We start from the raw sequence: 26,827 nt of genomic DNA, 5'->3' as shown, positions 1-26,827 counted from the left end.
TTATTTCAATGGAAGGAACATTATCTAAAAAAATCACCGGAGCCTTTTGCGCGTCAAATGACAAGACGTAAAAGACTCCGGTGAATTGTAATGATATTTTGGAATTTAATTCCCCAAAGTAATCTCCCTTTCTACGTAGCCACCTCTTGTGGACATCAATCTCACTTTAGCCTTGACAGGTTCTGATTGATTGATCTTCACGACAAACTTCGCCGACTTGGTTTCTCCCGCTTCGGTATACCCTGCGTAAATGGTTTTGTCATACAATTCTGGGGTAACTATTTGGACTTTTGCGTCCTCGTACCCCTTTGTCAACTCCTTGTCAAATTCCAAGGTCAAGCGGTCTTCTTGAATAATCTTGACCCTTTTTGCCTGATCCAATGCGACTGGAAGCTTTCCTGAATTTGTCCAAGAGACTGTAACTTCATAGTTTCCTTTTACCTTATCCACTTTTACGTCCTTGATTTCGATCTGAGGCAGGTCCATTGCCATCGCGAGGTTGAACAGCGATTGCTTGCTGATCCAAGTTTCCAAGTTCCAAGGCGGCCCATTTTGACCAAAAAACTTGGGGTGAAATCCACCGATCTCCACTTCGCCCAACTGTGGATGGTTGAACTTTGTCCATTTCTTGAATCCTTTTGACCCGTTTTCTTCGTCATCCCAACGGAGTGCATCATAGTCATCCCTTTCACCGTCACCGTCGTAATCCTTCATAGCGCCGTTGTTCCAAAGCTCATCGCCATACCAAACCGCGCCATAGTAGAAGTATCCAAAATCAGGTCCATGGCCGAACAGCGGATTTGGCTTCAATGGATCACCGGTTAGTCGGTTTATCTTGCCACGGGTGCTATAAGTCTCATAAACATCTCCTGCCCAAGGATAGCCCGTGATGCTCATGCCCAATTTGTCATAATATTCATAGATAGAACGGTCCTTTGGAAACATGGACTCAGCACTCGAAGAAGTCGAAGGCGGCCTAAGGTGCATGGGAACCCTGGTATCCAAAGAATTGACAACAGAAATATTCGGATGGGAAATCAGCCAAAGGAAAGTGGATCGCGTTTCAATCTCGCTGAGTGGATATTCACCAGCACCGAATTGGGTATAACCGCGACCCGTGGCGTCTCCGCCTGTGTCCGGACGCCAGTTTTCTGGGTAGTTTCTATGCAAATCCAAGCCTCCAATCCCGTCTTCATTGAATTTTCCATCGCCATCGTTGTCGATTCCCTCGGTATGTAGGATGTAATCGCCCTTTCCGTTAAAAACCCGCTTCATCAGGCGTCCTTGTGGATCTTTTGGATCAATAATATAGTTGGCCTTTTCTTTGTCTTCCGCCGTAACTGCCAATTGGCGGATTTGGTATATCACGCCATCTCCATCCAAATCCTCCTCGGGGTCTTCGTCCAATAAACCGTCCCGGTCCGTATCATGCGGTCGGACAGTACTTCTGTTTCTCTGTTCTGAGAATAGGTACATATTCGTGCCGTCCGGATTGTTTTGCGGACGGACATAGATCGTCTTTGTATCAATCAGTTGGGTAATTTTTGGATCCTTGCCATAATTTTCCAAAAGATGTTTTGTCAGCCACAACACGGATTCACTACTCGTAACCTCCCCACCGTGGCGCCCTCCTTCAAAATATGCTGCCGGCTTATCGGTATGCTTCCCGGTTTTCTTGTTGGTGATCGTCATCTGCAGAATCGGCCTGCCCTCGTACGATTTGGCAACCTCATAGAGCTCGGTGATTTCCGGATATTTCTCCGCCCACACCTTGTACCAATGGTACATGACATCCGGCGTATGGTAGATATCAAAAGTCAATGTCTCAGCTGGCTCATACTGTACCTCCGGAAAGGTTTGCTTTTTGTAGAAGGATTGACCGTGGCGCTCACCGGATATCGTGTAATGTTTGGATTTCTTATCGTGTTCTGGCCATACCTTTTCAGGAACTAGGCTTTGCATTTGGGCAAAGGCCGCCATATCGATCAAACAGAAAATCGATAAAGCAAAGAGGCATATTTTTCTCATGATGTTGATTTTTTTGGTCGGAATAAAAATATGCTCCCTTATCCAAACCTTCCTAACCGATCAAAAAAAATCCCTCTTGCGAGAGCAAAAGGGATTAAAACAACACAAAATCTAAACCTTAATATGCCATTACCAATTGAAACTCCATCGGCTCGTATGTCTGAAAACCGGGAACAGGAACTGCGGCAGGTAGCTTTCTCAAAACATGGCCCATTCTCTCCTTGAGACCTTTGTCTGCACCTTCGTTCAAAATCCTGAATCCTGTCAATTTACCAAATTCGTTGATACTCAAGACTACCTTCAACTCCTCTATTGAAGCACTTTTCTTCGTCCTGAAAATAAAAGGAACATAATGATCGAGAATCTCAACCGCTTCCTCAGTAAATGCCCAAGGAGCGAATGTCGTATCGTGCGCTTGTGCGTAATCAGAAAAATAGGCAGAACTTTCCGTAGAAGCCGTTTCTTCAGCAACAAAGGGCTTCAATGTGATCATAGCTGGATTCTCACTTACCGTTGCTGTTTTTGAACCTTTCTCAGATATTATTTCCTTTTCTGCTGAATTTGCAAAAGCAGTGTGAAATGCGAGGTTTGAGCCGAAGACCAAGATGAGGATGAAAGAGTAGCTTTTCATAGGGTGATTTGTTTTGATGCTCAAATATACATATAAAATATTTTTACATGCAAATTTTTGCATTTGAAATTTTAAAAAAGGCAATAAAAAAGTCTTGCCATTAGCAAGACCCTTTTCAGAATATAAACCCAAATATAACTTTAGAGATTAAAAGTTTCATTCGAAAGCACCTTCGAAATCAGGTATTTACCCCTTTTTCAAATGTATATTTGATCAATCTACCTATTTGCCAAATAAAATATCTTAACAATTGACCAACGCCAAAGTAACTTCATTTTGGTCAATTTTACAAATTGAAAAATTTATTTTGCTATTTTTTGACTATTTCATAATTTGACCGCAAGATGATTAACATAGATTCAATTTAACCCAAAAAAAATGGACAAAATTTTAGATATTGACAATGTAGATTTGAAGATTATCTCTTTGCTCAATGACGATGCGAAAACACCCTACACCGAAATAGCCAAAAAAGTATATGTATCCTCCGGTACTGTCCACGTCAGGATGCGTAAACTGGAGGACATGGGCATCGTAAAGAGTGCGACACTCAATATAGACTTCTCAAAACTCGGTTATGACATTTCGGCGTTTCTGGGGATATACCTTGAAAAAAGCTCGCTGTACGACGCGGTAATCGACCGGCTGAAACAAATTCCTGAAGTCATCAACGCCTATTATACGACTGGAAATTACAGCATTTTTGCGAAGATAATTTGCAAAGACACCAACCACCTCCGTACAGTACTCGACAACATTCAAAAAGTCGATGGTATCGATCGAACAGAAACTTTGATTGTCTTGGAGGAAAGCATCAACCGCCCCATCCAGTTTTTTGACAAATAGATGATGTCCGTCACCCAAAATTACGAACAAAGCAAGTAAATTCAATTATTTAGATTAAATCTAAATATATAATTATTTGGATTTTACCCATATGATTTTTACACTAATTTAAGAAAACCAAGGAATACAACCTTGGTTTTATTTTTTTTTAATTACCTGTATTACAGTATTTTACGATCTATCCAATCGATTTTTAATGGAATTTTGGAAGGGTCTCGAACAATATTTTAAGCTTAAATGTTTTATCTTCGCCTCACAAAATGTAATTAGTCTAAATAACTCTCTTCATGAGCAAAGACAATCAGATTTTAGAAGAATTGACCTCTAAGGAGTATGAGCATGGCTGGTCGGTAAACCTGGAGACAGACGAAGCGCCCGTTGGCCTAAACGAAGATATCATTCGCTGGATTTCCGCCAAGAAGGAAGAACCAGAATGGCTTTTAGAATGGAGGTTGAAAGCATTTAGAACCTGGTTGACCATGACCGAGCCAGAGTGGGCCAATGTGCATTATCCCAAAGTGGATTTCCAGGCATTGAAATATTATTCAGCGCCAAAACAGACCAAAAAACCCAAGAGCTTGGATGAAGTTGACCCGGAACTGCTTCAAATTTACGAAAGGCTCGGCATCAACCTGAATGAACAAAAACGTTTGCAGGGAATTGCCGTTGATGCGGTTCTTGACTCTGTGTCTGTTGGTACTACATTTAAAGAAACACTTTCCAAACTCGGAATCATTTTCTGTTCATTCAGTGAGGCTGTGCATGAGCATCCTGATTTGATCAAAAAATACTTGGGCTCTGTCGTTCCGATGACTGATAATTATTATGCAGCCCTGAATTCAGCAGTATTTTCTGACGGTTCATTCTGCTATATTCCAAAGGGAGTAAGATGCCCCATGGAGCTCTCTACCTATTTCAGAATCAACGCGGCAAATACAGGGCAGTTCGAAAGGACGCTGATCATTGCCGACGAAAGTTCATATGTATCCTACCTTGAAGGGTGTACTGCTCCGCAAAGGGATGAAAACCAGCTGCATGCAGCGGTTGTCGAAATCTATGCGGCCAGCCACGCCGAAGTGAAGTACTCTACGGTCCAAAACTGGTACCCTGGAGACAAAGAAGGAAAAGGCGGTATCTACAACTTTGTGACAAAGAGAGGCATCTGCGCAGGAGATCATTCCAAGATATCATGGACCCAAGTTGAAACGGGTTCTGCGGTAACATGGAAATATCCTTCCTGTATATTAAAAGGTGATTACTCGGTTGGCGAATTCTACTCCGTGGCTGTCACAAACAACTATCAGCAGGCGGATACCGGCACCAAAATGATCCATATCGGAAAAAACACCCGCAGCCGTATTGTTTCAAAAGGGATTTCTGCAGGTAAATCGCAAAACTCATATCGAGGTCAAGTGCAAGTAATGAAGCGTGCTGCAAACGCCCGCAACTTCTCCCAATGTGATTCACTCCTCATGGGTGACCGCTGCGGTGCACATACCTTCCCGTACATCGATATCCAGAATCCAACCGCCAAGGTGGAACACGAAGCAACCACCTCCAAAATCGGTGAGGATCAAATCTTTTACTGTAACCAAAGGGGTATCAGCACAGAAGATGCTGTGGCCTTGATCGTAAATGGATATGCGAAAGAAGTGCTCAATCAGCTTCCAATGGAATTTGCTGTGGAAGCACAAAAGCTGCTGGCGTTGACTTTGGAAGGATCAGTTGGGTAATAAACGTGCAATCGAAAAACCGAAAAATTAATTGAAATGCTAAGCATACATAATCTCCATGCCTCGATCGACGGGGCTCCTATATTAAGAGGTATCAACCTGGAAGTAAAAGCTGGCGAGGTACATGCCATCATGGGCCCAAACGGCTCAGGTAAATCTACGCTCGCGTCAGTTCTTGCCGGCAGGGAGGAATATGAGGTTACCGAGGGAGAGGTGACTTTCAAGGGAAAAGATTTATTGGAAATGGCACCGGAGGACCGTGCTAGAGAAGGGGTTTTCTTGGCTTTTCAATACCCTGTTGAAATCCCAGGGGTTAGCACAACCAACTTCCTGAGGACCGCGGTAAACCAAGTCCGTGAATACAGAGGATTGGAACCACTCGATGCGGTGAAATTCCTATCCGTCATGAAGGAAAAAATGAAATTGGTCGAAATTGATCAGAAGTTACTCAGCAGGTCCCTAAACGAAGGCTTTTCAGGCGGGGAGAAAAAGAGAAACGAAATCTTCCAAATGGCCATGCTGGAACCAACATTGGCGATATTGGACGAGACGGACTCAGGATTGGATATCGATGCTTTGAGGATCGTGTCCAACGGTGTCAACAAACTGAAATCCCCAAATAATGCCACCATCGTGGTAACACACTATCAGCGGTTGCTCGATTACATCGTGCCTGACTTTGTGCATGTTTTGTACAAAGGTCGCATCGTGAAGTCAGGAACCAAAGAATTGGCTCTTGAATTGGAGGAAAAGGGCTACGATTGGATCAAGGAAGAAGCAGATGCCGCTTCCGTTTAATCAACCCATTGATTCAAGTCCATTCAATATTATTGTATGACAACTGTTACCAAAAATAAAGTCACCGATTTATTCCTGGAAAACGCGCCTTCTTTTGGTTCTTTCCCCTCGCTGAGGGAAGAATCCAAGCAGATCGTCAACGGAAAAGGCCTTCCGGCAGCGAAAGACGAAGAATATAAATTCACCTCCGTCAGCAAAAAACTTGAACAGGTCATCACAGACTTTTCTCCAGCCAAACCAATTGCTGTCAGCAAGGACACAATCAAAGACCACCTTTGGGCTGGATTTGAAGGATCCTATTTGGTGTTTAATAATGGCATTTTCTCGGAGGAACTTTCTGCATTCGAGAATTCCGGTTTTGAGGTCCAAATGCTGTCCGAATCAAATGCAATAGCATTGGGAAGCATTGCCAAAGCGGAGAAAGATCCGTTCATTGCCTTAAACACGATCTATTTTGAGGATGGAATCCAAATTTCGATTCCAAGAGGAAAGAAGGTCGATTCGCCTATTCTATTTCTGTTCTTCAACCAGGCCAACGAAGGACAAATCATAAGCCCTAGAATATTGATCGAAGTAGCCGAAAATGCGGAGGCTACATTTCTTGAGCATTCAATCTCATTGGATGAAGCGGTTTATTTCAGCAACTCGGTCACTGAGATCAAAGTTGGGCAAAACTCACACGTCCATTACAGCCGGCTACAAAATGACGGTTCAAAAGCTATCGTAGTGAGCAATTTTGAAACCGACATTCATAGAGATGCCACGTTTACGTCCACGGTCGTATCACTTTCGGGTGACTTGGTGAGAAACAATCTGAGCCTTCGTTTGCAGGATTCCGGATGCGTTGGAAACATGTATGGACTCTATTTGCTCAACGGCAAGACCCACGTCGACAACCATACCAATGTGGACCATACAAAACCCCATGCCGAATCCAACGAATTGTACAAGGGAATATTGACGGACCAATCCAGGGGCGTATTCAACGGAAAGATATTTGTACGTCAAGATGCCCAAAAAACGAATGCATTCCAGCAAAACAACAACATTTTGCTGTCAGAGGATGCCATCGTGAATACAAAGCCTCAATTGGAGATATGGGCCGATGACGTGAAGTGTTCGCATGGCTGTACAACAGGACAACTGGACGAAGAGGCACTTTTCTACCTCCAAGCGAGGGGGATTGACAAGATGCAGGCAAAGGGACTTTTGCTTTATGCCTTCGCCGGCGAAGTGCTTGAACATATCAACGATGAGTCATTCAGAAACTATATAGACAGGCTAGTGCAAGAAAGATTAGGAAGCAACTTTTAAAAACCAATGCCATTTACCATCGAATCGATCAGGGAGCATTTTCCTGTGCTTCACCAAGAAGTGCATGGAAAACCCTTGATTTACCTCGATAATGCGGCCACGACCCAAAAACCGAAACAGGTTTTGGAAGCTCTGAATTCTTACTACGCGAATGACAATGCCAACATTCACAGAGGCGCACATGCCTTGGCAGACCGAGCGACTAGAAAGTATGAAAATACCCGAACTATGGTCGGGGATTTCATCAATGCCAAAGAAGAGGCAGAGATCATTTTCACAAAAGGAACTACAGAGAGCATCAACCTTGTAGCGAGTACATTTGGACGGAAGTTTATCCAAAAAGGTGACGAGGTCATCATCTCGACCATGGAACACCACTCCAATATTGTTCCCTGGCAGATGCTTTGCGAAGCAAATGGAGCAGTGTTGAGGGTAATTCCAATTTCGGAAAGTGGCGAGATAATCTTCGATGAGTTTGAGAAATTACTGAGCCCGAGGACGAAGCTCGTGAGCATTGTACACGCCTCGAATTCTCTCGGCACAATTAACCCGGTCAAAGCGATAATCAATCGGGCGCATGCCGTTGGTGCCAAAGTGCTATTGGACGGTGCCCAATCGACGAGCCATCTGGAAATCGACGTGCAGGACTTGGATTGTGATTTCCTAGCGTTTTCTGCCCATAAGCTTTATGGGCCGACTGGTTTGGGTGTTTTGTATGGAAAAAGAGAAATCCTGGAGCAGATGCCTCCGTACCAAGGTGGCGGAGAAATGATCAAAGAGGTAACCTTTGCCAAAACCACGTACAATGAAATCCCCTTCAAATTTGAGGCAGGCACTCCAAATATTGCGGATGTAATAGCATTTGGAGAAGCACTCAATTTCATCTCAGGGCTCACCAAACCGCTCATCAAGGCACATGAGGATAGCCTTTTGGCATATGCTGTGGAGTTGACTTCCAAAATCAAAGGGTTTATTCCCATCGGTACCGCCAAAGAAAAGGTAAGCGTGCTTTCCTTCAACATCAACGGAATGCATCCATTCGATGTTGGCGTAATGCTGGATGCCAAAGGAATTGCGGTACGTACGGGACATCACTGCACCCAACCTTTGATGCAAAGATTTGGCATCGAAGGAACCGTGCGGGCTTCATTTGCTGTTTACAATACCAAATCAGAAGTTGAAAAATTTGCCGAATCGGTAGAAAGGATTGCCAAAATCAAAAACAAATGAGTACCATTCAGGAAGTCCAGGACGAAATCATATCGGAGTTTGAAATCTTGGGGGACGATAAGGAATCCACTATTTACTATATTATGGAACTCGGTGACGGGCTACCCGAATTTCCCGAAGCGGAAAGAGTCGATGAAAACATCATCAAGGGTTGCCAATCGAAGGTTTGGCTAACAGCACACGAAGTCGACGGTAGGGTCATCTTTGAAGCAGATTCGAATACGGATATTACAAAGGGGCTAATCAGTCTTTTGGTACGGGTGCTGTCGGGAAGAAAACCCATGGAAATCTCCAACGCCGACTTATATTTCATTGACAAAATCGGCATGGGAAACATCATCGGTTCCCAGCGTTCAAACGGATTGGCTTCGATGATCAAACAAATGAAGTTTTACGCTTTGGCCTTTCAGGCCAAACAAAATGCATAAACCATGGCTGAAACACAGGAAATTTCGACCCAGGAGCTCAAGGAGAAGGTCATCAATGCCATCAAACAGGTCTATGATCCTGAGATTCCCGTGGACGTTTATGAATTGGGTTTGATTTACGAAATCAGCGTTTATCCTGTAAATAATGTCTATATATTAATGACCCTGACTTCGCCCAATTGCCCGTCGGCGGAATTCATACCATCTGAGATCAAAAACAAAATCCAGCAGATACAAGGGATAAACCACGTAGAATTGGAATTGACCTTTGATCCTCCCTACTCGCAGGACATGATGTCCGAAGCCGCAAAACTTGAATTAGGATTTCTATAAACTTAAAAAGCAATAAAATTATGTACCCAGAGGAATTAATCGCTCCGATGCGCTCTGAATTGACCAACGTTGGCTTTCAAGAATTCAGAACCGCCGAACAGGTAGAGAACCACCTGAAAGACCATAAAGGCACGACCTTCATCGTCATCAACTCCGTTTGCGGATGTGCAGCAGGAGCGGCAAGGCCTGGCGTGAGGTATGCGCTTGACCAAAGTGACGCGAAGCCGGATGTTTTGGCAACAGTATTTGCTGGCAACGACAGAGACGCTGTAGCCAAGGTAAGAGAGCTTCACCTGCCCTATCCTCCTTCTTCCCCTTCCATGGCGCTGTTTAAAGATGGTGAGTTGGTGCACTTCATCGAGAGACACCATATCGAAGGCAGAAACGCCAAAATGATCGGTGACCATCTGGTGGAAGTGTTCGAACATTTCTGCAAATAAAAAATTGCCCTTCGGGGCTTTTTTTATATACAGGCATTGAATATTGTCCAACGTAACAGTCAATGGCTTTTTATATAGAAACAGGACCAAACGATTACGAGTCCCAGCATTCATATCTAGCGGTCATGAAAATAGCCCACCACCCACTAATTGTGAAACTTTATTCATTAAAAAGCACGGCTAATATAATAGAACATGTAAAAAATACTCGTTTTTGCTAACTTAAGCCCGCTATTAAGAGTTTACCATTTTAATTCAAAAATCTGCTCAAACAAAAAAACAGATATATGTCCGAAACAGTGAAAATTTCCTATGGGGGAAAAGATTTTGAACTCCCAGTGATCGAAGGAACCGAGAATGAGAAGGCGATCGACATTGCCAAACTGAGGGGGCTCTCAGGTCTAATCACCATAGATCCAGGCTTCAAAAATACCGGTTCGACCACCAGTTCAATCACCTTTTTGGATGGAGAAGAAGGAATACTTCGTTATCGTGGCTATGGTATCGAAGAACTAGCTGAAAAATCCACATTTTTGGAAGTAGCCTACCTGCTGATTTATGGCGAGCTTCCTACCCAACAACAATACGAAAAGTTCACCAGGGAAATAACATACCATACCCTGGTGCATGAGGATATCAAAAAGATCCTTGATGGATTCCCGTCCAACTCCCACCCTATGGGCGTTCTTTCTTCTCTGATCTGTTCCTTGACGGCATTTTACCCCGGTTCGTTGGATCCGACTAGAAATGAAGATGCCGTAAACCTGAGTATCGTGAGGCTCTTGGCCAAAATGCCAACCTTCGCCGCGTGGGCTTACAAAAACGAAGTCGGACACCCAGTTAATTATCCAGACAATAGCCTAGACTATTGTTCCAACTTCCTCAAGATGATGTTTGCACTTCCTGCCGAAAAATACGAAGTCAATCCTGTCGTATCCAAAGCCTTGGACAAGCTCCTCATCCTTCATGCGGATCATGAGCAGAACTGCTCTACATCGACTGTCCGGATGGTTGGTTCATCCCAAGCGAGCATTTACGCGGCGATTTCAGCAGGTATCAATGCGCTTTGGGGACCACTTCACGGCGGTGCCAATCAAGCTGTAATCGAGATGCTCGAAGCAATCAAAGCAGATGGTGGCGATACCAAAAAATTCCTCAACAAAGCAAAAGACAAAGACGACCCCTTTAGACTGATGGGATTCGGTCACAGGGTTTATAAAAACTTCGACCCGAGGGCCAAAATCATCAAAAAAGCCGCGGACGACGTATTGGAAGCGATGGGTGTCCATGATCCAGTCTTGGAAATCGCCAAGGAACTAGAGTACGCAGCGCTCAATGACCAATACTTTGTCGACAGAAAACTCTATCCAAACGTTGATTTTTATTCCGGCATCATTTACAGGGCATTGGGAATACCCACCGACATGTTCACGGTATTATTTGCCATGGGCCGTCTGCCAGGATGGATTGCACAATGGAAAGAGATGCGCGAAAACGGCGAGCCCATCGGAAGACCCCGCCAAATCTACACTGGCGCCCAAACAAGAGGCTACGTTTCAATGAATAAAAGAGGGTAAGCATTCTCCGTTTTTCACAACAAAAACCCAAGCAATACCATTCTGCTTGGGTTTTCTTTTTTTGACCTACCAAAGTCCAAAAGAATTTAAGCTAAAAAACAACCCCACTGGTTTTTTTGAGTCAAGGATTTATATTTGGAAACCAAAAACATCAAAACGAGTTTACACATGACAGCAAATACACTGCAAGAGGCCTTTGACCTTACCAAGAGATTTACTTCCAAACCAAGTAACGAGGAATTATTGAAATTGTACAGCCTTTACAAGCAGGCTACCGAAGGAGATAACAACGAAGAAAGGCCGGGTGGATTTGACTTTGTAGCGGCAGCGAAATACAATTCTTGGCTTGCTTTGAAGGGAAAATCCAAAGAAGATGCTGCTTCCGCTTATATCGAATTGGTAAATAGCCTTTCGACAAAATATATGTAATTCCGCAACGAAACCAAGGGTTTTCAGAATATTTGATTAGAAATCCATTCATTTTTTTGATATTATTCTAAAAATATTCCAGATTGATTTGGCGATCAGAATTATTTACCATACCTTTGCACCCGAATTAATCATAAACATTTTTCGAGCCGTGGGTTTCCTTACTGTCGCATGACCGGGATAATTCTAGGAGAGCATGGCGAGAAAAAGTAAGGAAACATTTCATGGAAAAAGAATTATTATTCTCAGACCTTGGGGTTTCGGAAGAAATCCTGAGGGCGGTGGAGGATATGGGCTATACCCATCCCTCACCCATTCAAGCACAAACAATCCCAATGTTGTTGGAAGGCAAAGATGTCATCGGCCAGGCACAAACTGGTACCGGAAAGACAGCGGCATTTGCTATTCCGATCATCGACCAAGTCGATGTGACGCTTTACAAGCCACAAGCACTCATCCTTTGCCCTACGAGGGAATTGGCCGTGCAGGTGGAAGGCGAAATCGTCAAATTGTCAAAGTTCAAAAAGGGCCTTTCATCCACTTGTATCTACGGTGGTGACTCTATGGACAGGCAGATTCGGGATCTGAAAAAAGGTGTGCAAGTCGTAGTCGGTACGCCAGGTCGTATCATGGACCACATGGATCGTGGCACGCTTAAACTGGATCACGTTGGCATCATCGTGTTGGATGAGGCGGATGAGATGTTGGACATGGGCTTCAGGGAAGACATCGAAAGCATTCTCAGCGATTGTCCTGAGGAAAGACAAACCGTCTTCTTCTCAGCGACCATGCCCAAGCCAATCTTGGATTTGACAAAAAAATACCAAAACGATCCCGAGATTGTCAAGGTATTGAAGAAAGAGTTGACGGTAGAAAATATATCTCAGGTATACTACGAGGTAAAACCATCCTTGAAACTGGAGTTGATGTCCAGATTGATGAACCTCAATCAGTTTAACCTGAGCGTGGTTTTCTGTAATACCAAAAGAATCACAGACGAAGTCACCGAGGAATTGATGGCAAGGGGAATCCAGGCAGAAGCACTGCATGGCGACCTTTCCCAGGCGCAACGCTCCAAAGTGATGGGCAAATTCAGAAAAGGTCATGTTTCTGTATTGGTTGCCACAGACGTAGCAGCTAGAGGTATCGATGTCAATGATGTGGAGGCTGTATTCAACTACGATTTGCCTTTGGACGAAGAAAACTACGTACACAGGATCGGTAGAACAGGCCGCGCCGGCAAATCCGGAACAGCCATTAGCTTCGTGACCGGTAGAAGAGACATGCAGAAACTGAAGGATCTTGAAAGGTTTATCAAGACCAACATCAATAGGATGGATCCGCCTTCAGTAGCTGACTTGGTAGAATTGAAGAAGGCTGCACTGATCAAGGAGGTCTATCAGCAGCTTGCCAAGGAAGAGGACAACAGCTTCTATGAAGAGGCAATCGGACAAATGTTGGCAGAAGGCCTAAGCTTAGAACAAGTTGTACTTGGTCTTGCTAAAATCCAAATGGCCGATGCAGTCCACGAAATGGAAGAACAAAACTTTGACTTGGATCTCGGAAGGGACCGTGACAGAGGTGGACGTGAGAGAGGTGGACGTGAGAGAGACCGTGACAGGGATTTCGGACGCGGCAGGGAAAGAGAACGTGGTGGAAGATTCGAAAGGGGTAGCAGATTCGAAAGAGGTGACAGACCTGAAAGAGGAGAGAGATTTGAAAGAGGTGAAAGGTCCGAAAGAGGATCTAGGTTTGAAAGAAGCGATCGTTCTTCAGACCGGGCACCACGTGACAAAGGCGTGCGTGAACCGGGTATGGAGCGTCTTTTCCTCAATATCGGAAAGAAAGACCGCGTAAGACCAAACGACATCGTCGGGGCCATCGCAGGTGAGACCGGTATCCCAGGAAAGAGCATCGGAGGAATCGACATCTTTGACAACTTCTCCTTTGTGGACGTCCCTTCCAAAGATGCAGAGCACGTAATCAAAGTGATGCGTAACAATACCATCAAAGGAAAATCCGTAAACATGGAGATTTCCAAACCATAAGTCAAAAGAATTTAGGTTAGTTAGTTTATAAAGGTTCATAAAAAGCGCAGTTCCAAGTGGACTGCGTTTTTTTTTGCACTAAGATGAAAGAAGGAACTAAGGAGATTCTATCGGGTTCCATGTTGCCTGGTCATCGCCTTTCTCCGAGGATGCCCGCAGGTCTTAATTCATGCCTTCTCTTTAAACCATAACCTTCGATCGCGTATTTTTTGATATGGGTCTCCATTTCCTCGACCGAATCAGTCAATAGGAACAAGTCCAAATCCGACTTGTTGATGGTGCCATATTCCGCCATGTGACGGATATAATCGTAGAGGTGCTCATGAAAATCGCTGCACATCAGCACGATCGGAAATCGCCTCATTACCTTTGTTTGGATAAGCGTCAGTGCTTCAAAAAACTCATCCAAGGTGCCGAATCCACCCGGCATTACCACAAATGCATAACTATACTTGGATAGGAGAACTTTGCGCACGAAGAAGTATTTGAAGTTCATCCATTTGTCCAGGTAAGGATTGGGGTGCTGCTCAAATGGTAAGATGATATTACAACCGATTGATTTTCCCCCTACATTTTTTGCACCCCTGTTGGCTGCTTCCATGATTCCGGGACCACCACCCGTCATGACAGCAAAACCCATTCTGCTGATCCTCTCTCCCACGTCTATCGCCAATTGATAAAACTTGTCTGATTCCTCAAAACGCGCTGAGCCAAAAACCGTAACACATGGACCCACAAAGTGCAGCATCCGGAATCCTCGGACAAACTCCAAAAGCACTTTGACCAAAAACTTAAACTCCTTCCAACGCGTCTGCGGACCTGCGAAAAACTCCTCTTCCTCTGGGTTTACCAAAGGCGAAAAGCCTTTAAAATGTTCTTTAATCATGGTGGTTTAAGCAAATTATTGATGTTGATAAATTGTCTGTATTAAAATCCGAAGCATTCACTTTCCTGTTTCCACCAAATGTATAGGACACACTTCCAGCTGTTGCATGGATCGTTTTCATTGCCTTATTCCCGGCAAATCCCTACTTCAACTTATATCCCAAGTTGAAAACGATACCATAATCGTAATTGTTACTGCTTCCTGCAAGGGATGCATTATCAAAGCTTGAGTAAAATTGAAGTCCAAGATTAAGGTTGGAAATTACTTCCCAGTTAATCCTCGTTTCACCATCAAAACGTTTTCTTCCGTCCTGATTGATGCCAAAATACATGCCCGAGGTAAAAGAAATCTGAATATTGGGTGCAGAATAGTGAAAATAATTCATTGAAAATTGAACGGGAAATTCATACAAACTCCCGCTGGAATTTTCCTCCAGGTCTCTCTCCTGATTCGTTACCAAGCCGGACACCAAAACACCCTGAAGGTTGTTTTTCAAAAGCAGCCGCCTACCTATTCCCAAACCCTGCTGGAACCTTCGATCTAGGCCCAACTCGATATTTCGCTGGTAATTCAACAACAAACCGGTCAACCAAACTTCATCCAAATCATAGAAGCCGTTAAGAAGTATTCCTTCCCGGTCCCGAGTCTTGTCCCCCTGGTTATTGGTGAATATTGATGATGCAGTCAATGCAACGTTAAACTTGTTTTCCGTGAATTTAAGGTTCACGTCGATGTTTCTTCTACCAATATCACTCGATTTGGTATAGGAATATCCAAAGGAAATCGTACCCTTTATTTTTTTCAAAAACCGGTTTTCCAGTACCCTCAGCTCATAAATGTCAGCAATCTGGTAGGCTTTTTCTTCGAGAGAGTTGTCTATGATTACTTCACCGTAAGTTTTGGAGGGCTTAAGTACACCGTAGTAGAAGTTTTTGTCAATTGTTTCAATACGGAAGGTCCTTGAACCCGCACTGATGGTTTTGATTTTGTGGTAACGGACATTCTGTACATTCAAGTCAGCATCGTCAAACTCGATGATGCCCAGTGTGATCGCCAAAAGTCTGCCAATCATTACTTGGCCGTTGCGAAGATGAAGCGTATCACGTTCTTGTGCAGATGCCTCCACAGCGATCCATTGAAACACAAATACAAGAAAAATCAACCGAATCTTTTGTAGCATGTAAAATTTGAACGTACCCGTTCACCAAAAATAGCTGAATGTTGGTAAATTCAACATTCATTTAACCTGTTAAAAAAAACCAAAACCATGAGACCCCCAATTCGACTACTTGCAGCCTTTCCAATTGTCATTTTTATTCTGATGGTATCCTGTGCCCCCAACACCAAAATCATCGGATCATGGAAGTCCCCAGAACTTGGCACAAAGACGTTCAAGGATATTTTCATCCTGGGACTTTCGGACAATTTCATCAACAGAAAAACCTTTGAGGAGGACATGGCCATCATTTTGAAGGAAAAAGGCGTCAAAAGTACGGCCAGCGTCGATGCAATCGGCCCCGGTACTGCCATTCAACAAAAGAACGCGGAGCATATCGAAGAAATCATCAAAAAAGGAAGCAGTGATGCCATCATGACCATGGGACTTATAGACCAAACGTCAGAAACCAGGTATGTGCAAGGTTCTGCGTACCCAATGGCGGGATATGGCTTCCGCGGATACTACGGATATTATGGTGGAATGGCCTATACGCCGGGTTATTATGCCACCGACAAGTCCTACTTTGTGGAAATCAAATTGTTTGACCTCTCAACCGGAACAATGGTCTGGTCTGCACAGTCAGAGACCGTCAACCCATCCAATTTGGAATCCGCGGCAATGACCTTCTCCAGAGTTGTCGTGGATAGGATGATCAAAGATGGGGTCATAGCGGGAACGAAATAATTTTCAATTCAATAAAAGGCTCGCCAAAATCGCGGGCCTTTTTCTTTTTTTGTCCCAAATCCCGTTAAGCTTTCTGCCCATGTCTCCTAAAAGCTACCAAAAGTATGAACCGAAGACATTTTCATAAAATAGCCCTGTTGGCATCTGCGGGTGCACTGACAGGGATTCCAACACTTGCTTCAAATTCAAGGCTTCGAATCGGAGTGCCTCTGTTCGAAAAATATGACAACCCGGAAGCCTGGGTCCAAATCCTACAAAAACTTGGTTGCCGTGCTGCCTACTGTCCCGTTGGACTGGACGCGGACATATCGACGATCAAATCCTACGAAAAAGCGGCCAAAATAGCGGATATAGTGATTTCCGAGGTTGGTGCTTGGTCGAATCCACTGAGCCCCGATAAGGCGACTGCGGATGCTGCTTTTGAAAAATGCGTGCGCTCCCTGCAGCTGGCAGAGGAGATTGGCGCAAACTGCTGTGTCAATATCGCCGGATCCAGGCACAAAGAAAACTGGTCCGGGCCCCATGAGGAGAATTTTTCCGAAGATACATTTGACCAAATCGTGGAAGTCACCCGAAAGATTATTGATGAGGTCAATCCAAAACGGACCTTCTTTACCTTGGAGGCAATGCCGTGGATATTTCCTGAGTCAGCCGATTCCTATCTGCAACTGCTCAAGGCTATAGATAGAAAGGCCTTTGCAGTACACCTCGATCCGGTCAACATGGTCACAAGTCCCGCTATTTTCTACAAGAACGGAGATTTGATAAAGGAATGTTTTGCCAAACTTGGCCCCCATATCAAAAGCTGCCATGCCAAAGACCTCGTGCTCAAGCAAAGAACATTCATGCCCCAATTTGAAGAAGTCAGGCCGGGCTTGGGAAAAATGGACTATCGGGTTTTTGTGGCTGAATTGAGAAAACTCCCTGAAGTTCCATTGATGCTTGAACATCTACAGACCGCAGAAGAATACCGGGAAGGGATGACGTTTATCTCGGAAATCGCAGCTTCTTGATGAATCAAGATCATTTCGTGACCGAAATCAGGTTCTCTAGAATTGTAACCTCTGTCACACATCATTAAAATATTTGCAAAAATTTTCCTTTAAGATTGTCAATAAGCTTACATTTGATGTTGCTAACTGTAATAAATGAAACAGAGGCCGTCGATAAGGATTGAAAAGATGAATGACCATATAGTCTTTCATACACTTTTCTTTTTGTGCCTTGCTCTTGGGTTGTTTTTTGGGGCCCAATCACACCAATTGGAAATAGGAAATGATGGGTTCCAATTCCTTAACAGTACCGAAATATCCTCCGAGCACGAAACTATTTCCGACCCCAGCAGCATTGAGTCCGCGACGGTAGAAAGCGAAGAGAAAGAAGAAAAAGAGGAAAAAGAGTCCGAATCGGAAACAAATGGTTCTGATATATTTTTTGCCACTGCAAGTAAAGGATATCCGATCAGTATCTTCGGAGGCAGTCTATCAGACACAAATGGGCAATTCCTATCCTATTCCAGGGTTAAATTGTATCTACTTTTTCACTGTCTGAAGTCCGACTTGGGTTGATTTTTTAAACCGACTTTATACTTCAGATTGGGCCATATGCCCTCTCCCTTTCATTTATTTCATTCCCAAACAAATGAATTCCAAGACTTCATTTGACCTGCATCATGTTCTACATGAACTGGGTCATTATTTACCTGCGCAGTCCCCGCTGAAGGATTTTGTGCACCACAACACACTCCATGCCTTTCAGGATTTGCCATTCCACATGGCCTTGCAAATCGCGTCGGAAACCTTTGGCTACAAGGTTTATTGGGATCTGGAAAAATTCCAAGACCTGTACCACCGAGGCAAAATCCAGCCGGCCATACTTGAAAGGGCAATTCGCGAAAAGATGGGCGAAGACCAGCTCGAACGCTGGAAACAACTTATGCTGGAAAGCCCCGTCCAAGAATATCCAAAACCGACCATCGGCCAGTTTCGAAAACAATGGCGCAAAGCCTACAACCTCAATCTCGACAAAGAAGTCCATCAGACCTTGTTTAGGCTAGTGAGTAGTTATCTGGACCAGGGGATTGCGATTTGGAAATTTCCAGCTGGAAATGGAGGGCTTCTTACTTCTTTCAGAAAACTCGAGGAAGGCAGCTTTACGGCTTGTCTAAAAAGTTCACGGGCAAGGAACCTACTATTTGATCCCAAAACCAAACTGCAGGACCTCTTGGCCATATTGGTCGGTAAAGAGGAGCGCTATGCCCAATATCTGTTTGACCAGCAATTTGCCCATCCAGGCTGGTCGGGCATGGTAGCAGTATTGGAGCATCAGCCCCAATCCCTTTTGGACAAGAAGAAGGTTTCGCTCCACGACCTGATTTTCCTGGAGTCTCTTTTGGAAATAGACGCACTTGACAGAAGAAGAAACGGCACTTGGACGCCGCTTGGACTTCATGTGGAGGACAGTTTTCCGGGATTGTTCAAAGAATTCCAGCCAAGCGAATGGTTTACCATGCTTTCACTATGGCAGGAGGCTTTGGAATGGAGCTATTTTGACCAAGTCATCAAAGGCTTGCAGATTAAGCCAAAAACCAATGGTGTTAAGAATCAAAAGAGCTTTCAGGCAGTCCTGTGCATAGATGATCGCGAATGTTCCATTCGCAGATACATCGAACGGTTTGCTCCCGATAGTGAGACATTTGGAACAGCAGGCTTTTTCAATTTGCCCTTTTACTTCCAACCGGAGCACGGCAAGTTCATGACCAAAGTCTGTCCCGCACCCGTAACGCCAAAGCATGTCATCAAGGAAACCGAAGCCAAAATCCGTCACGAGAAGGACGCACATTTCAGCAAGCATTCAAAAGGCATTTTCGGTGGCTGGGCCATTTCCCAGACGATGGGATTTTGGTCTGCTATCAAAATGGCAAAGAATATCCTGAGGCCGGGAGAGACACCTGCGATGGTGTCATCCTTCAAGCACATGGACCCGAAAGGCAAACTGAGTATCGAATGCAAAAATCCTGATCACCACCACGGACTGCAAGTGGGCTTTACCCTGGAGGAGATGACCACGAGTCTGGAAGGCATGCTGAAGAGTATTGGCTTGGTCAAGGATTTCGCTCCATTCATCTATATCATCGGGCACGGTGCCAGCAGTGTCAACAATACCCACTATGCGGGTTACGATTGCGGGGCATGCAGTGGCAGGTCAGGTTCGGTCAATGCCCGTGTGGTAGCTACGATTGGCAACAATCCCGAGGTCAGAAATCAGCTTCGACTTCGCGGAATCGACATTCCCGAAAGCACACGGTTTGTTGGCGGACTGCACGATACTACCCGGGATGAGATGGAGTTCTACGATCTGGATCAACTTGAAATGGATTCGAAACTTATCCATGAGCGAAACCAGTCGATATTTGAAATTGCCTTGAATTACAATGCAAAGGAACGTTCCCGAAGGTTTCATACCATAGATTCCACGCAGGATGCCGCAAAAATCCATGAACAGGTGAAATTGAGGGCGCTCTCGCTATTTGAGCCGCGTCCAGAGTGGAACCACGCTACCAATGCCCTCTGTGTCGTGGGAAAAAGGGCCAACAACAAGCATCTTTTTCTCGACAAACGTGCATTTCTAAATTCCTATGACCACGAGATTGATCCCGACGGGCAATACCTCCTGGGTATTCTGAAAGCCGTTGCTCCCGTCTGTGGAGGCATCAACTTGGAATACTATTTCTCCAAAGTCGACAACCATATGCTTGGTGCCGGAAGCAAACTGCCACACAATGTCATGGGATTGGTCGGAGTAGCCAATGGTATGGATGGCGACCTCAGGACTGGCTTGCCACTCCAGATGATCAATATCCATGACCCGCTTAGGATATTGATAACAGTGGAGCACTATCCGGAGGTGCTGATGAAAACCATCCAAGCTCATGAACCTACTTTCCAATGGTTTGCCAATGAATGGGTACGGCTAGCCTGTATCCATCCAGATACCAAAGAGGCTTTCGTATTGAAGGAAGGTGAATTGATACCCTATGTGCCAATCACCGATAAGATCGAAAAGGCGCAGGATCTGGACAAGATCCTCGAAGCGACATCCGAAAACCTACCCGTTTACCTATTGGCCTAAATCATGGAAAACCAATTGATCATCAGCTCATTTGTCCTGATTCCACTATTTGGATTCCTGGCTTCGCTTCTGATTGGGTCGGGAAATGAAACTGGATTTTCCCGTCTGGCTGTCGGAATGGTAAGTGTTCACCTGCTAGTCATTGTCGTCTTCACGATTGGATGGATTCTCGGTGGGCGAAACCCGATCAATATCCCAGAACTGGTGATATACGACAATGGGAGCTACAGATTTCTCATCGATTTGTATTTCGATGGAATTACAGCGGTTTATCTCTTCGTCGGAGCGTTTGTGACGTTTCTGATTACCCGATACAGCAGGTTTTACCTCCATATGGAAGACGGCTACAAGCGGTTTTTCAACACCGTCCTGTTCTTCTACCTGGCCTATAACCTGACAGTCCTCGCAGGTAATTTTGAAACCCTCTTTGTAGGCTGGGAAATGTTGGGAATTTCGTCTTTCCTCCTGATTGCATTCTACAGGGAAAGATACCTACCGGTGAGGAATGCAGTAAAGGTGTTTTCGATCTATCGGATTGGTGATATCGGAATCATCCTGGCGATGTGGGCTAGCCATCACCTTTGGCATGAAAACATCAACTTCATCACGCTACTCAACGAAGAAACGGTCAACAAACATATCGCGGAACACAGTGGAATTGGCCTGTTCATTGCCGTTTGTCTCTTGCTTGCGGCTGCGGCCAAATCAGCCCAGTTGCCGTTTTCTTCTTGGTTGCCCAGGGCAATGGAAGGGCCAACACCATCTTCTGCGATTTTCTACGGCTCCCTGTCAGTTCATTTCGGGGTATTCCTGCTCCTGAGAACTTTTCCATACTGGGAAAACCAGCTCACTGCAAGAATCCTCATCGGAGCCGTCGGTTTGGCCACTACGCTCGTGGCCTATCCCATTGCTCGGGTCCAATCCACGATTAAAACCCAAATCGCCTACGCGTCGATCGCGCAGATCGGGTTGATGTTTGTCGAAGTGGCGCTGGGTTGGCATGTCTTGGCGCTGATCCACTTTGCGGGAAATGCCTTCCTCCGGACCTACCAATTGCTGGTATCTCCGTCGGTCGTGGCCTATATGATCCGGGATCAGTTTTACCATTTCCAGCCAAAAGAAATCAGCTTGGAGGACACCTTCCCCAAAAGGTTGGAATACAGCCTTTATATCCTGTCGCTCAAGGAATGGAATCTGGACAGGTTCTTCAATCGGTATGTCTTCCATCCGATCAAAAAGATCGGTCGAAAACTCGACTTCCTGACACCCCGGAACCTGCTTCTCTACTTCCTGCCGATTTATGGACTGGGCTTGGTGCTATACTTCAATCAAGAATGGATTCCTGTCCAGGTTCGCCACTATGTCCCCGGGCTATTTTCATTTATTGGAATGATGCTGGTGTTCAAGGCATTTTCCGAAAGGAATTATCCACGTCTAGCGCTAATGCTTGTCATGGCCAACCATTTCTGGATCGCGCTCGGGGTATCGTTCAATGAGACCTTTGACTTCAGCCAAACGCTCATCTACCTCAGCGGTGTGTCGATTGCCGGAACTTTGGGATACTGGCTGCTGGACCAAGTCAGGAAAAAAGAGCCCGACCACTTTGACTTGAACCAATACTACGGCCATGGCAGCCGATTTCCAAAGTACGGGCTATTTTTCCTGCTTACCGCCCTTGGCGTCATGGGCTTCCCGATCAGCCCGACATTTATCGGACTTGATCTGATTTACAGCCATATCCACGAGGACCAATACCTGCTGGCCTCATTTGCAGCGATCAGCTTTATTCTTGGTGGAATAGCGCTGATCCGGATTTATGCCCGGGTTTTCTTGGGCCCTCATATCAAAAATTATCATCAAAAAGCACTTCCATCTTCTTAATCACTATGAAGACTTCAAAACACGCTATCCCCTCGACTGGTCTCGCCGGTCTCAAAGAAAACTGGAAAGCTGATCTTACTTCGGGCTTTCTGGTATTTCTGATTGCTCTGCCTCTTTGCCTGGGTATTTCCATGGCATCGGGATTTCCGCCTGTGGCGGGAATCTTCACAGCCATCATTGGTGGCCTATTGGTCAGTTTCCTAGGTGGTTCACAACTGACGATCAAAGGACCTGCGGCCGGCCTTATCGTTATTGCAATCGGCGCTGTCACCGAACTTGGCCAAGGAGATGCCATGTTGGGTTATCGACTCACGCTTGCAGTGATCGTGATCGCTGGCATCATCCAAATCGTCTTTGGCTGGATCAAATCCGGCGTATTGGCCGACTTTTTCCCTTCGGCTGCAGTGCACGGCATGCTGGCGGCGATTGGTATCATCATCATCGCGAAGCAGCTTTTCACACTCATTGGGGCAAAAGCAACTGGACAAGAGACCTTGGAACTTCTGGCGGAAATTCCCCAAGCATTTGGCGAAATGAACCCCGACATTGCCATCATTGGATTCGTAAGCTTGGCGATCATGTTTCTTTTTCCATTGTTCAAAAACAAATACCTCAAAATGCTGCCTGCGCCGCTGATCGTCATACTGGTAGCGATTCCGCTGGGTATCTATTTTGACCTGGAGCACGAGCACAAGTACCTTTTCCTTGATGGACATGAATACACGATCGGACCGAAGTTTCTCGTCACCTTGCCTGACAATCTACTCAGTGCAATCACGTTTCCGGACTTCTCCCAAATCCTGAGCGGCACTTCGATTAAATACATCATCATGTTTGCGCTAGTAGGCAGCTTGGAATCCTTGCTAAGCACTAAGGCAATCGACGGCTTGGATCCTTACAAACGCAAGTCTAACATGAATAAGGACTTGGTCGGAGTTGGGATTGGCAACACCTTGGCCGGCTTCATCGGAGGCTTACCGATGATCTCAGAAATCGTGCGAAGCTCAGCCAATATCAACAACGGAGGTAAGACCATGTGGTCCAACTTCTTCCACGGACTTTTCCTGCTTGTCTTTGTGGCATTCTTCCCAAATCTGATCCACCAAATTCCCCTGGCGGCACTTGCAGCCATGCTGATCTATACGGGATTTAGGTTGGCTTCGCCCAAGGAATTCTACAAGACCTACAAAATCGGCAGGGAACAACTCGCCATCTTCCTAGTCACCATTATTGTCACGCTGGCCACTGACCTGCTGATCGGAATTGGAGTCGGCATTGCCACCAAGTTTATACTCCATATAGCAAACGGCTTGCCGCTTAAATATATGTTCAAGCCGCTATTTACCGTCCAAGTCAAAGATGATGTCTACACTGTTGATGTCTTTCATTCGGCTGTTTTTTCCAACTACATCAAATTGAAAAAATCGCTCGACGCACTCCCTAGAAAAAAGACGATAAAGATCGACTTCACCAACGCGAATCTGGTAGACCATACCGTCATGGAGAATCTCCATCACTATCAGCATGCCTACGAACATGAAGGTGGAAAATTCACCCTCTGTGGATTGGACCATTTACGGAAATCGTCCGAACACGACCTGGCTTCGAGGAAATTGAAAAAAACAAAGTTGGCATGAAGAGCCCGATTTGCCAATCCCTTCCGGAGTTTCTGGAACAGATTGAAACCAACACGCTGATCATTAGCTCGCATCACTGGCCAAGGGAGATCAACTGGAGTTGCGGAGGCAAAGCAAGCCTTCTGACGGTGTTTGACCTTAACCTGGAGGCTGCTGGGATTTTTACCCTCCATCAGATTGCCGCAGCGATTGACTTGTTTGACTGCAGGGAAATTGTCCTCTTTGGACATTTTCCGGGCAAACTGCGCGATGAATGCTTGCAGGAAAGGATTTGGGACGACAATACCTTTGACGCCTTGGCTGGCATGTCCAAGGGCGCACAGGGCGACGGGTTCTCGATCCGCTCTGAGAAACTGGTTCAGGCGGCGGTATTTCTCCAAGTCCAGTACCAATACCTCAAATTTTTCCTCGACCGAAATAAATGGAAAAATCCCGGAAAAAAGCCTTCCCTCCATGCCATGATCTTGGGTGAGGACGAGGTAGTCTATCCGCTAGAGGAAATCGAAAAAGAAAATGCCAAGCTGCCGATTAACTATGTATTAAATTAAATCCAGCTCTGATTCCGCTGGATTCAACACTGATGTCAAAAAAAGAAAAAGGAGTCAAATTCGATTCCCCCGCAAGTTGAACATTTGCCAATTACAAGTACCAGCACTATGGAACACTAACCCCTCCGGATGTTCTGGAGGGGTTTTTTATTTATCTTACTCATGTAGCAGATTCTACTTCAAGTGTGGTCGGTTTTCAAGTTTGAAAAACGATAAACACAAAAAAATGCGGACTAGTCTCTAGACATGGTTTCCACATAGCGCTTGAAGTTGTCCATAATCGCCTGCCAGCCAGCACGCTGGAGCTCCTCGGAATGCATGGATTCTGGATCGAAGGTCTCAATGACCAAAGTCATCCCATCTTTTACTTCAAACGAAATCGAGACTTCCCTCCCATCCGCCATCGTGTAGCGGATCAACTCACCGGGGATAACTTCATCATACACACCTTCGAAATCAAAACTCATGCTGCCGTCCTTTGCGGCCATTGTGGAGGAAAACTTACCCCCGGTCCTGAGGTCATTGCTGGCCTTGGGGCAATGCCAATCTTCGGAGGCCTGGTTCCATTGCGTGATATGTTCAGGTCCGGTCCAATAATCCCAGACTTTTTGAAGTGGCGCGGCTATGCTTGCCTGTACGGTAATCGGTGATTTTTTCATGGTTTATGCATCTAAAAGTTTTTGGATATCAAATTTCTTCATTTTCAAAAAGGTTTCAATTACCCTACCGGAGCGCCCAGGGTCTGCCATCAGCTGGGAAAGCACCGCCGGCACCACCTGCCAGGAAATACCATACTCATCCTGAAGCCAACCGCATTGTTCGTACCTTCCCCCCTCACCTAGCTTTTCCCAATAATGGTCGATCTCGGCTTGGGTTTCGCATTCGACAACCATCGAATTTCCCGGACTGAAATCAAACTCCTCGGGACGCGTACTACTCATGGCGTTGAAGATATAGCCGGCCAATCTGAACTGGGCAAACAACAAAGTCCCTTCCGGTAGGCCAGCCGCTGGCGGGTACGGCGCCTCCATCAATATGCGTGAATTGGGAAAAATCGACACGAACCTGTCCACGGCCTTCTTTACCAAACCCATCTTTCGATTGGCAAATAGGAAACAAGGCACAATCTTCTGGGAAGATTTGATATCCTCGACGTCCAATTGCCAACTTACCCCAAACCTATCCTGGACAAATGCATACCTTGGAGACCAATCATACTTGTCCAATGGCATCAGCACTTGGCCATTTACACTCAGTGCCGCATACAGCCTATCTATTTCCTCCGTTCCGTTGCAATAGACAAAGTAAGAAACGGCTGTTGTCTTCTGGTACATTGGGCCTCCATTGAGCCCCATTATTTTTGTCCCCATGATTTCGAAAATCGTCGCCATAGGACTCTGTTCTAGCAAGCGCCCCTGTTTGAAAAGACCGCAGTAAAACTCAGCGGCTTCGCCCGCTTCTTTGTCAAACCAAAGGCAGGGGTAAATTTTAGGTGATTCGGCTTGCTCGACTACATCTTTCAGGGCCTTGAGTGCCCTCGGCCACATTTCCTGCATCATTTCCCAATAGCTCTCATCCATATCCAACTCGACACGGAAACGGGTCTTTCCATCGCCGATTTCTTCCAAAAAATAATTCTCGTAACTGGGAAACAAGGCTCTTACAGCCTCTGACTGCGTATCTTCGAAACCATCCTGCACATAGCCCAAGTGGCGAATAGAGATGAATTTCGGAAAATCAGACTCGGCAATCTCGGCCACCATCCCTCCAATACTTCCTTTATCGTCTTGACCCAAAAACAGGATTTTGTCGCCTTTATCCCATCCGCCTTCAAAATAGGATGTTGGGTGAAATTCCCGGGTCCATGCCCGGTATTTGTGCGGATCGACAACCGCATCCCAAACCGATGCTGCTGGGGCAACGATTTGGATCTCATGGCTCATTTTCTTCATAGGGTTTAGTTTGTGGTTTAATTTGTTTTATGCGGAAGGACGAGTCCCTCCACA

Annotated in this window: 24 protein-coding genes; 18 read left to right on the top strand and 6 right to left on the bottom strand. The window is 45.3% G+C overall.

All coding sequences use genetic code 11. The features are described 5' to 3' along the window. Nucleotides 1-105: 105 nt before the first annotated feature. Nucleotides 106-2,028, bottom strand: a complete 1,923-nt coding sequence (locus C943_RS17845; protein ID WP_008630663.1) for a M14 family metallopeptidase — start codon at nucleotides 2,026-2,028, stop codon at nucleotides 106-108. A 118-nt stretch (nucleotides 2,029-2,146) separates the two neighbouring features. After that, nucleotides 2,147-2,659, bottom strand: a complete 513-nt coding sequence (locus C943_RS21565; RefSeq protein ID WP_008630659.1) for a hypothetical protein — start codon at nucleotides 2,657-2,659, stop codon at nucleotides 2,147-2,149. Nucleotides 2,660-3,037: 378 nt separating this feature from the next. Between C943_RS21565 and C943_RS17835 the strand changes: the two genes are divergently transcribed. The 11 genes from C943_RS17835 (at nucleotide 3,038) to C943_RS17785 (ending at nucleotide 13,835) form a co-directional block, all read left to right on the top strand. Continuing rightward, nucleotides 3,038-3,505, top strand: coding sequence for an Lrp/AsnC ligand binding domain-containing protein (locus C943_RS17835; RefSeq protein WP_008630657.1), 468 nt, complete (start codon nucleotides 3,038-3,040; stop codon nucleotides 3,503-3,505). A 287-nt stretch (nucleotides 3,506-3,792) separates the two neighbouring features. After that, nucleotides 3,793-5,238, top strand: a complete 1,446-nt coding sequence (gene sufB / locus C943_RS17830; RefSeq protein ID WP_008630656.1) for a Fe-S cluster assembly protein SufB — start codon at nucleotides 3,793-3,795, stop codon at nucleotides 5,236-5,238. Between the two features lie 36 nt (nucleotides 5,239-5,274). After that, complete coding sequence (gene sufC, locus C943_RS17825) at nucleotides 5,275-6,036, top strand: Fe-S cluster assembly ATPase SufC (protein ID WP_008630654.1); 762 nt, start codon at nucleotides 5,275-5,277, stop codon at nucleotides 6,034-6,036. Nucleotides 6,037-6,072: 36 nt separating this feature from the next. Further along, nucleotides 6,073-7,350, top strand: coding sequence for a Fe-S cluster assembly protein SufD (sufD, locus tag C943_RS17820; protein WP_008630652.1), 1,278 nt, complete (start codon nucleotides 6,073-6,075; stop codon nucleotides 7,348-7,350). A gap of 6 nt (nucleotides 7,351-7,356) precedes the next feature. Continuing rightward, the gene (locus C943_RS17815; RefSeq protein WP_008630650.1) at nucleotides 7,357-8,580 is read left to right on the top strand and encodes a cysteine desulfurase; all 1,224 of its coding nucleotides are present in this window, start codon (nucleotides 7,357-7,359) and stop codon (nucleotides 8,578-8,580) included. Next, complete coding sequence (locus C943_RS17810) at nucleotides 8,577-9,008, top strand: SufE family protein (RefSeq protein WP_008630648.1); 432 nt, start codon at nucleotides 8,577-8,579, stop codon at nucleotides 9,006-9,008. The genes C943_RS17815 and C943_RS17810 overlap by 4 nt, the downstream gene beginning before the upstream one ends. 3 nt (nucleotides 9,009-9,011) lie before the next feature. Next, nucleotides 9,012-9,341 (top strand): DUF59 domain-containing protein, encoded by a 330-nt coding sequence (locus C943_RS17805; protein ID WP_008630646.1) that lies wholly within the window; start codon nucleotides 9,012-9,014, stop codon nucleotides 9,339-9,341. 20 nt (nucleotides 9,342-9,361) lie between these two features. Then, entirely contained in the window at nucleotides 9,362-9,781 is a 420-nt protein-coding gene (locus C943_RS17800) for a BrxA/BrxB family bacilliredoxin (RefSeq protein ID WP_008630644.1), read from the top strand. A 287-nt stretch (nucleotides 9,782-10,068) separates the two neighbouring features. Then, nucleotides 10,069-11,358 (top strand): citrate synthase, encoded by a 1,290-nt coding sequence (locus tag C943_RS17795; RefSeq protein WP_008630641.1) that lies wholly within the window; start codon nucleotides 10,069-10,071, stop codon nucleotides 11,356-11,358. Between the two features lie 168 nt (nucleotides 11,359-11,526). Beyond that, nucleotides 11,527-11,787, top strand: a complete 261-nt coding sequence (locus C943_RS17790) for an acyl-CoA-binding protein (protein ID WP_008630637.1) — start codon at nucleotides 11,527-11,529, stop codon at nucleotides 11,785-11,787. Between the two features lie 224 nt (nucleotides 11,788-12,011). After that, a complete protein-coding gene (locus C943_RS17785) occupies nucleotides 12,012-13,835 on the top strand; it encodes a DEAD/DEAH box helicase (protein ID WP_008630635.1) in 1,824 nt (607 codons plus the stop codon). 130 nt (nucleotides 13,836-13,965) lie between these two features. Here the strand turns inward: C943_RS17785 and C943_RS17780 are convergent, their stop codons facing one another. Together C943_RS17780 and C943_RS17775 are read right to left on the bottom strand one after the other, a co-directional pair. Further along, nucleotides 13,966-14,721 carry an LOG family protein gene (locus C943_RS17780; RefSeq protein WP_008630634.1) on the bottom strand — a complete coding sequence of 252 codons (756 nt, stop codon included), beginning with the start codon at nucleotides 14,719-14,721 and terminating at the stop codon, nucleotides 13,966-13,968. Nucleotides 14,722-14,863: 142 nt separating this feature from the next. Next, on the bottom strand, nucleotides 14,864-15,901 hold the full coding sequence (locus C943_RS17775; RefSeq protein WP_008630633.1) for a DUF481 domain-containing protein: 1,038 nt from the start codon (nucleotides 15,899-15,901) through the stop codon (nucleotides 14,864-14,866). An 87-nt stretch (nucleotides 15,902-15,988) separates the two neighbouring features. Here C943_RS17775 and C943_RS17770 point away from each other — a divergent pair, with 87 nt between their 5' ends. The 7 genes from C943_RS17770 (at nucleotide 15,989) to C943_RS17740 (ending at nucleotide 24,821) form a co-directional block, all read left to right on the top strand. Then, a complete protein-coding gene (locus tag C943_RS17770) occupies nucleotides 15,989-16,624 on the top strand; it encodes a hypothetical protein (protein ID WP_157198605.1) in 636 nt (211 codons plus the stop codon). A gap of 104 nt (nucleotides 16,625-16,728) precedes the next feature. Beyond that, the gene (locus C943_RS17765) at nucleotides 16,729-17,637 is read left to right on the top strand and encodes a sugar phosphate isomerase/epimerase family protein (protein WP_008630631.1); all 909 of its coding nucleotides are present in this window, start codon (nucleotides 16,729-16,731) and stop codon (nucleotides 17,635-17,637) included. 249 nt (nucleotides 17,638-17,886) lie between these two features. Further along, nucleotides 17,887-18,192: a hypothetical protein gene (locus C943_RS17760; protein WP_008630630.1), complete on the top strand. Its 306-nt coding sequence runs from the start codon at nucleotides 17,887-17,889 to the stop codon at nucleotides 18,190-18,192. Between the two features lie 73 nt (nucleotides 18,193-18,265). Then, entirely contained in the window at nucleotides 18,266-20,755 is a 2,490-nt protein-coding gene (locus tag C943_RS17755; RefSeq protein ID WP_008630629.1) for a YbcC family protein, read from the top strand. A gap of 3 nt (nucleotides 20,756-20,758) precedes the next feature. Beyond that, entirely contained in the window at nucleotides 20,759-22,636 is a 1,878-nt protein-coding gene (locus C943_RS17750; protein WP_008630628.1) for a proton-conducting transporter transmembrane domain-containing protein, read from the top strand. Nucleotides 22,637-22,641: 5 nt separating this feature from the next. After that, a complete protein-coding gene (locus tag C943_RS17745; RefSeq protein ID WP_008630627.1) occupies nucleotides 22,642-24,273 on the top strand; it encodes a SulP family inorganic anion transporter in 1,632 nt (543 codons plus the stop codon). Then, entirely contained in the window at nucleotides 24,270-24,821 is a 552-nt protein-coding gene (locus C943_RS17740) for a hypothetical protein (RefSeq protein WP_008630626.1), read from the top strand. Before C943_RS17745 ends, C943_RS17740 begins: the two co-directional genes overlap by 4 nt. A 233-nt stretch (nucleotides 24,822-25,054) precedes the next feature. Here the strand turns inward: C943_RS17740 and C943_RS17735 are convergent, their stop codons facing one another. Continuing rightward, complete coding sequence (locus C943_RS17735) at nucleotides 25,055-25,480, bottom strand: SRPBCC family protein (RefSeq protein ID WP_008630624.1); 426 nt, start codon at nucleotides 25,478-25,480, stop codon at nucleotides 25,055-25,057. Between the two features lie 3 nt (nucleotides 25,481-25,483). Continuing rightward, the gene (locus C943_RS17730; RefSeq protein WP_008630622.1) at nucleotides 25,484-26,773 is read right to left on the bottom strand and encodes a VOC family protein; all 1,290 of its coding nucleotides are present in this window, start codon (nucleotides 26,771-26,773) and stop codon (nucleotides 25,484-25,486) included. Nucleotides 26,774-26,827 lie beyond the last annotated feature (54 nt).

The sequence above is a fragment of the Mariniradius saccharolyticus AK6 genome (assembly GCF_000330725.2).
Lineage (GTDB): Bacteria > Bacteroidota > Bacteroidia > Cytophagales > Cyclobacteriaceae > Mariniradius > Mariniradius saccharolyticus.
The sequence above is the reverse complement of the archived record's forward strand: the minus strand, read 5'-3'. Positions and strand labels throughout refer to the sequence as shown.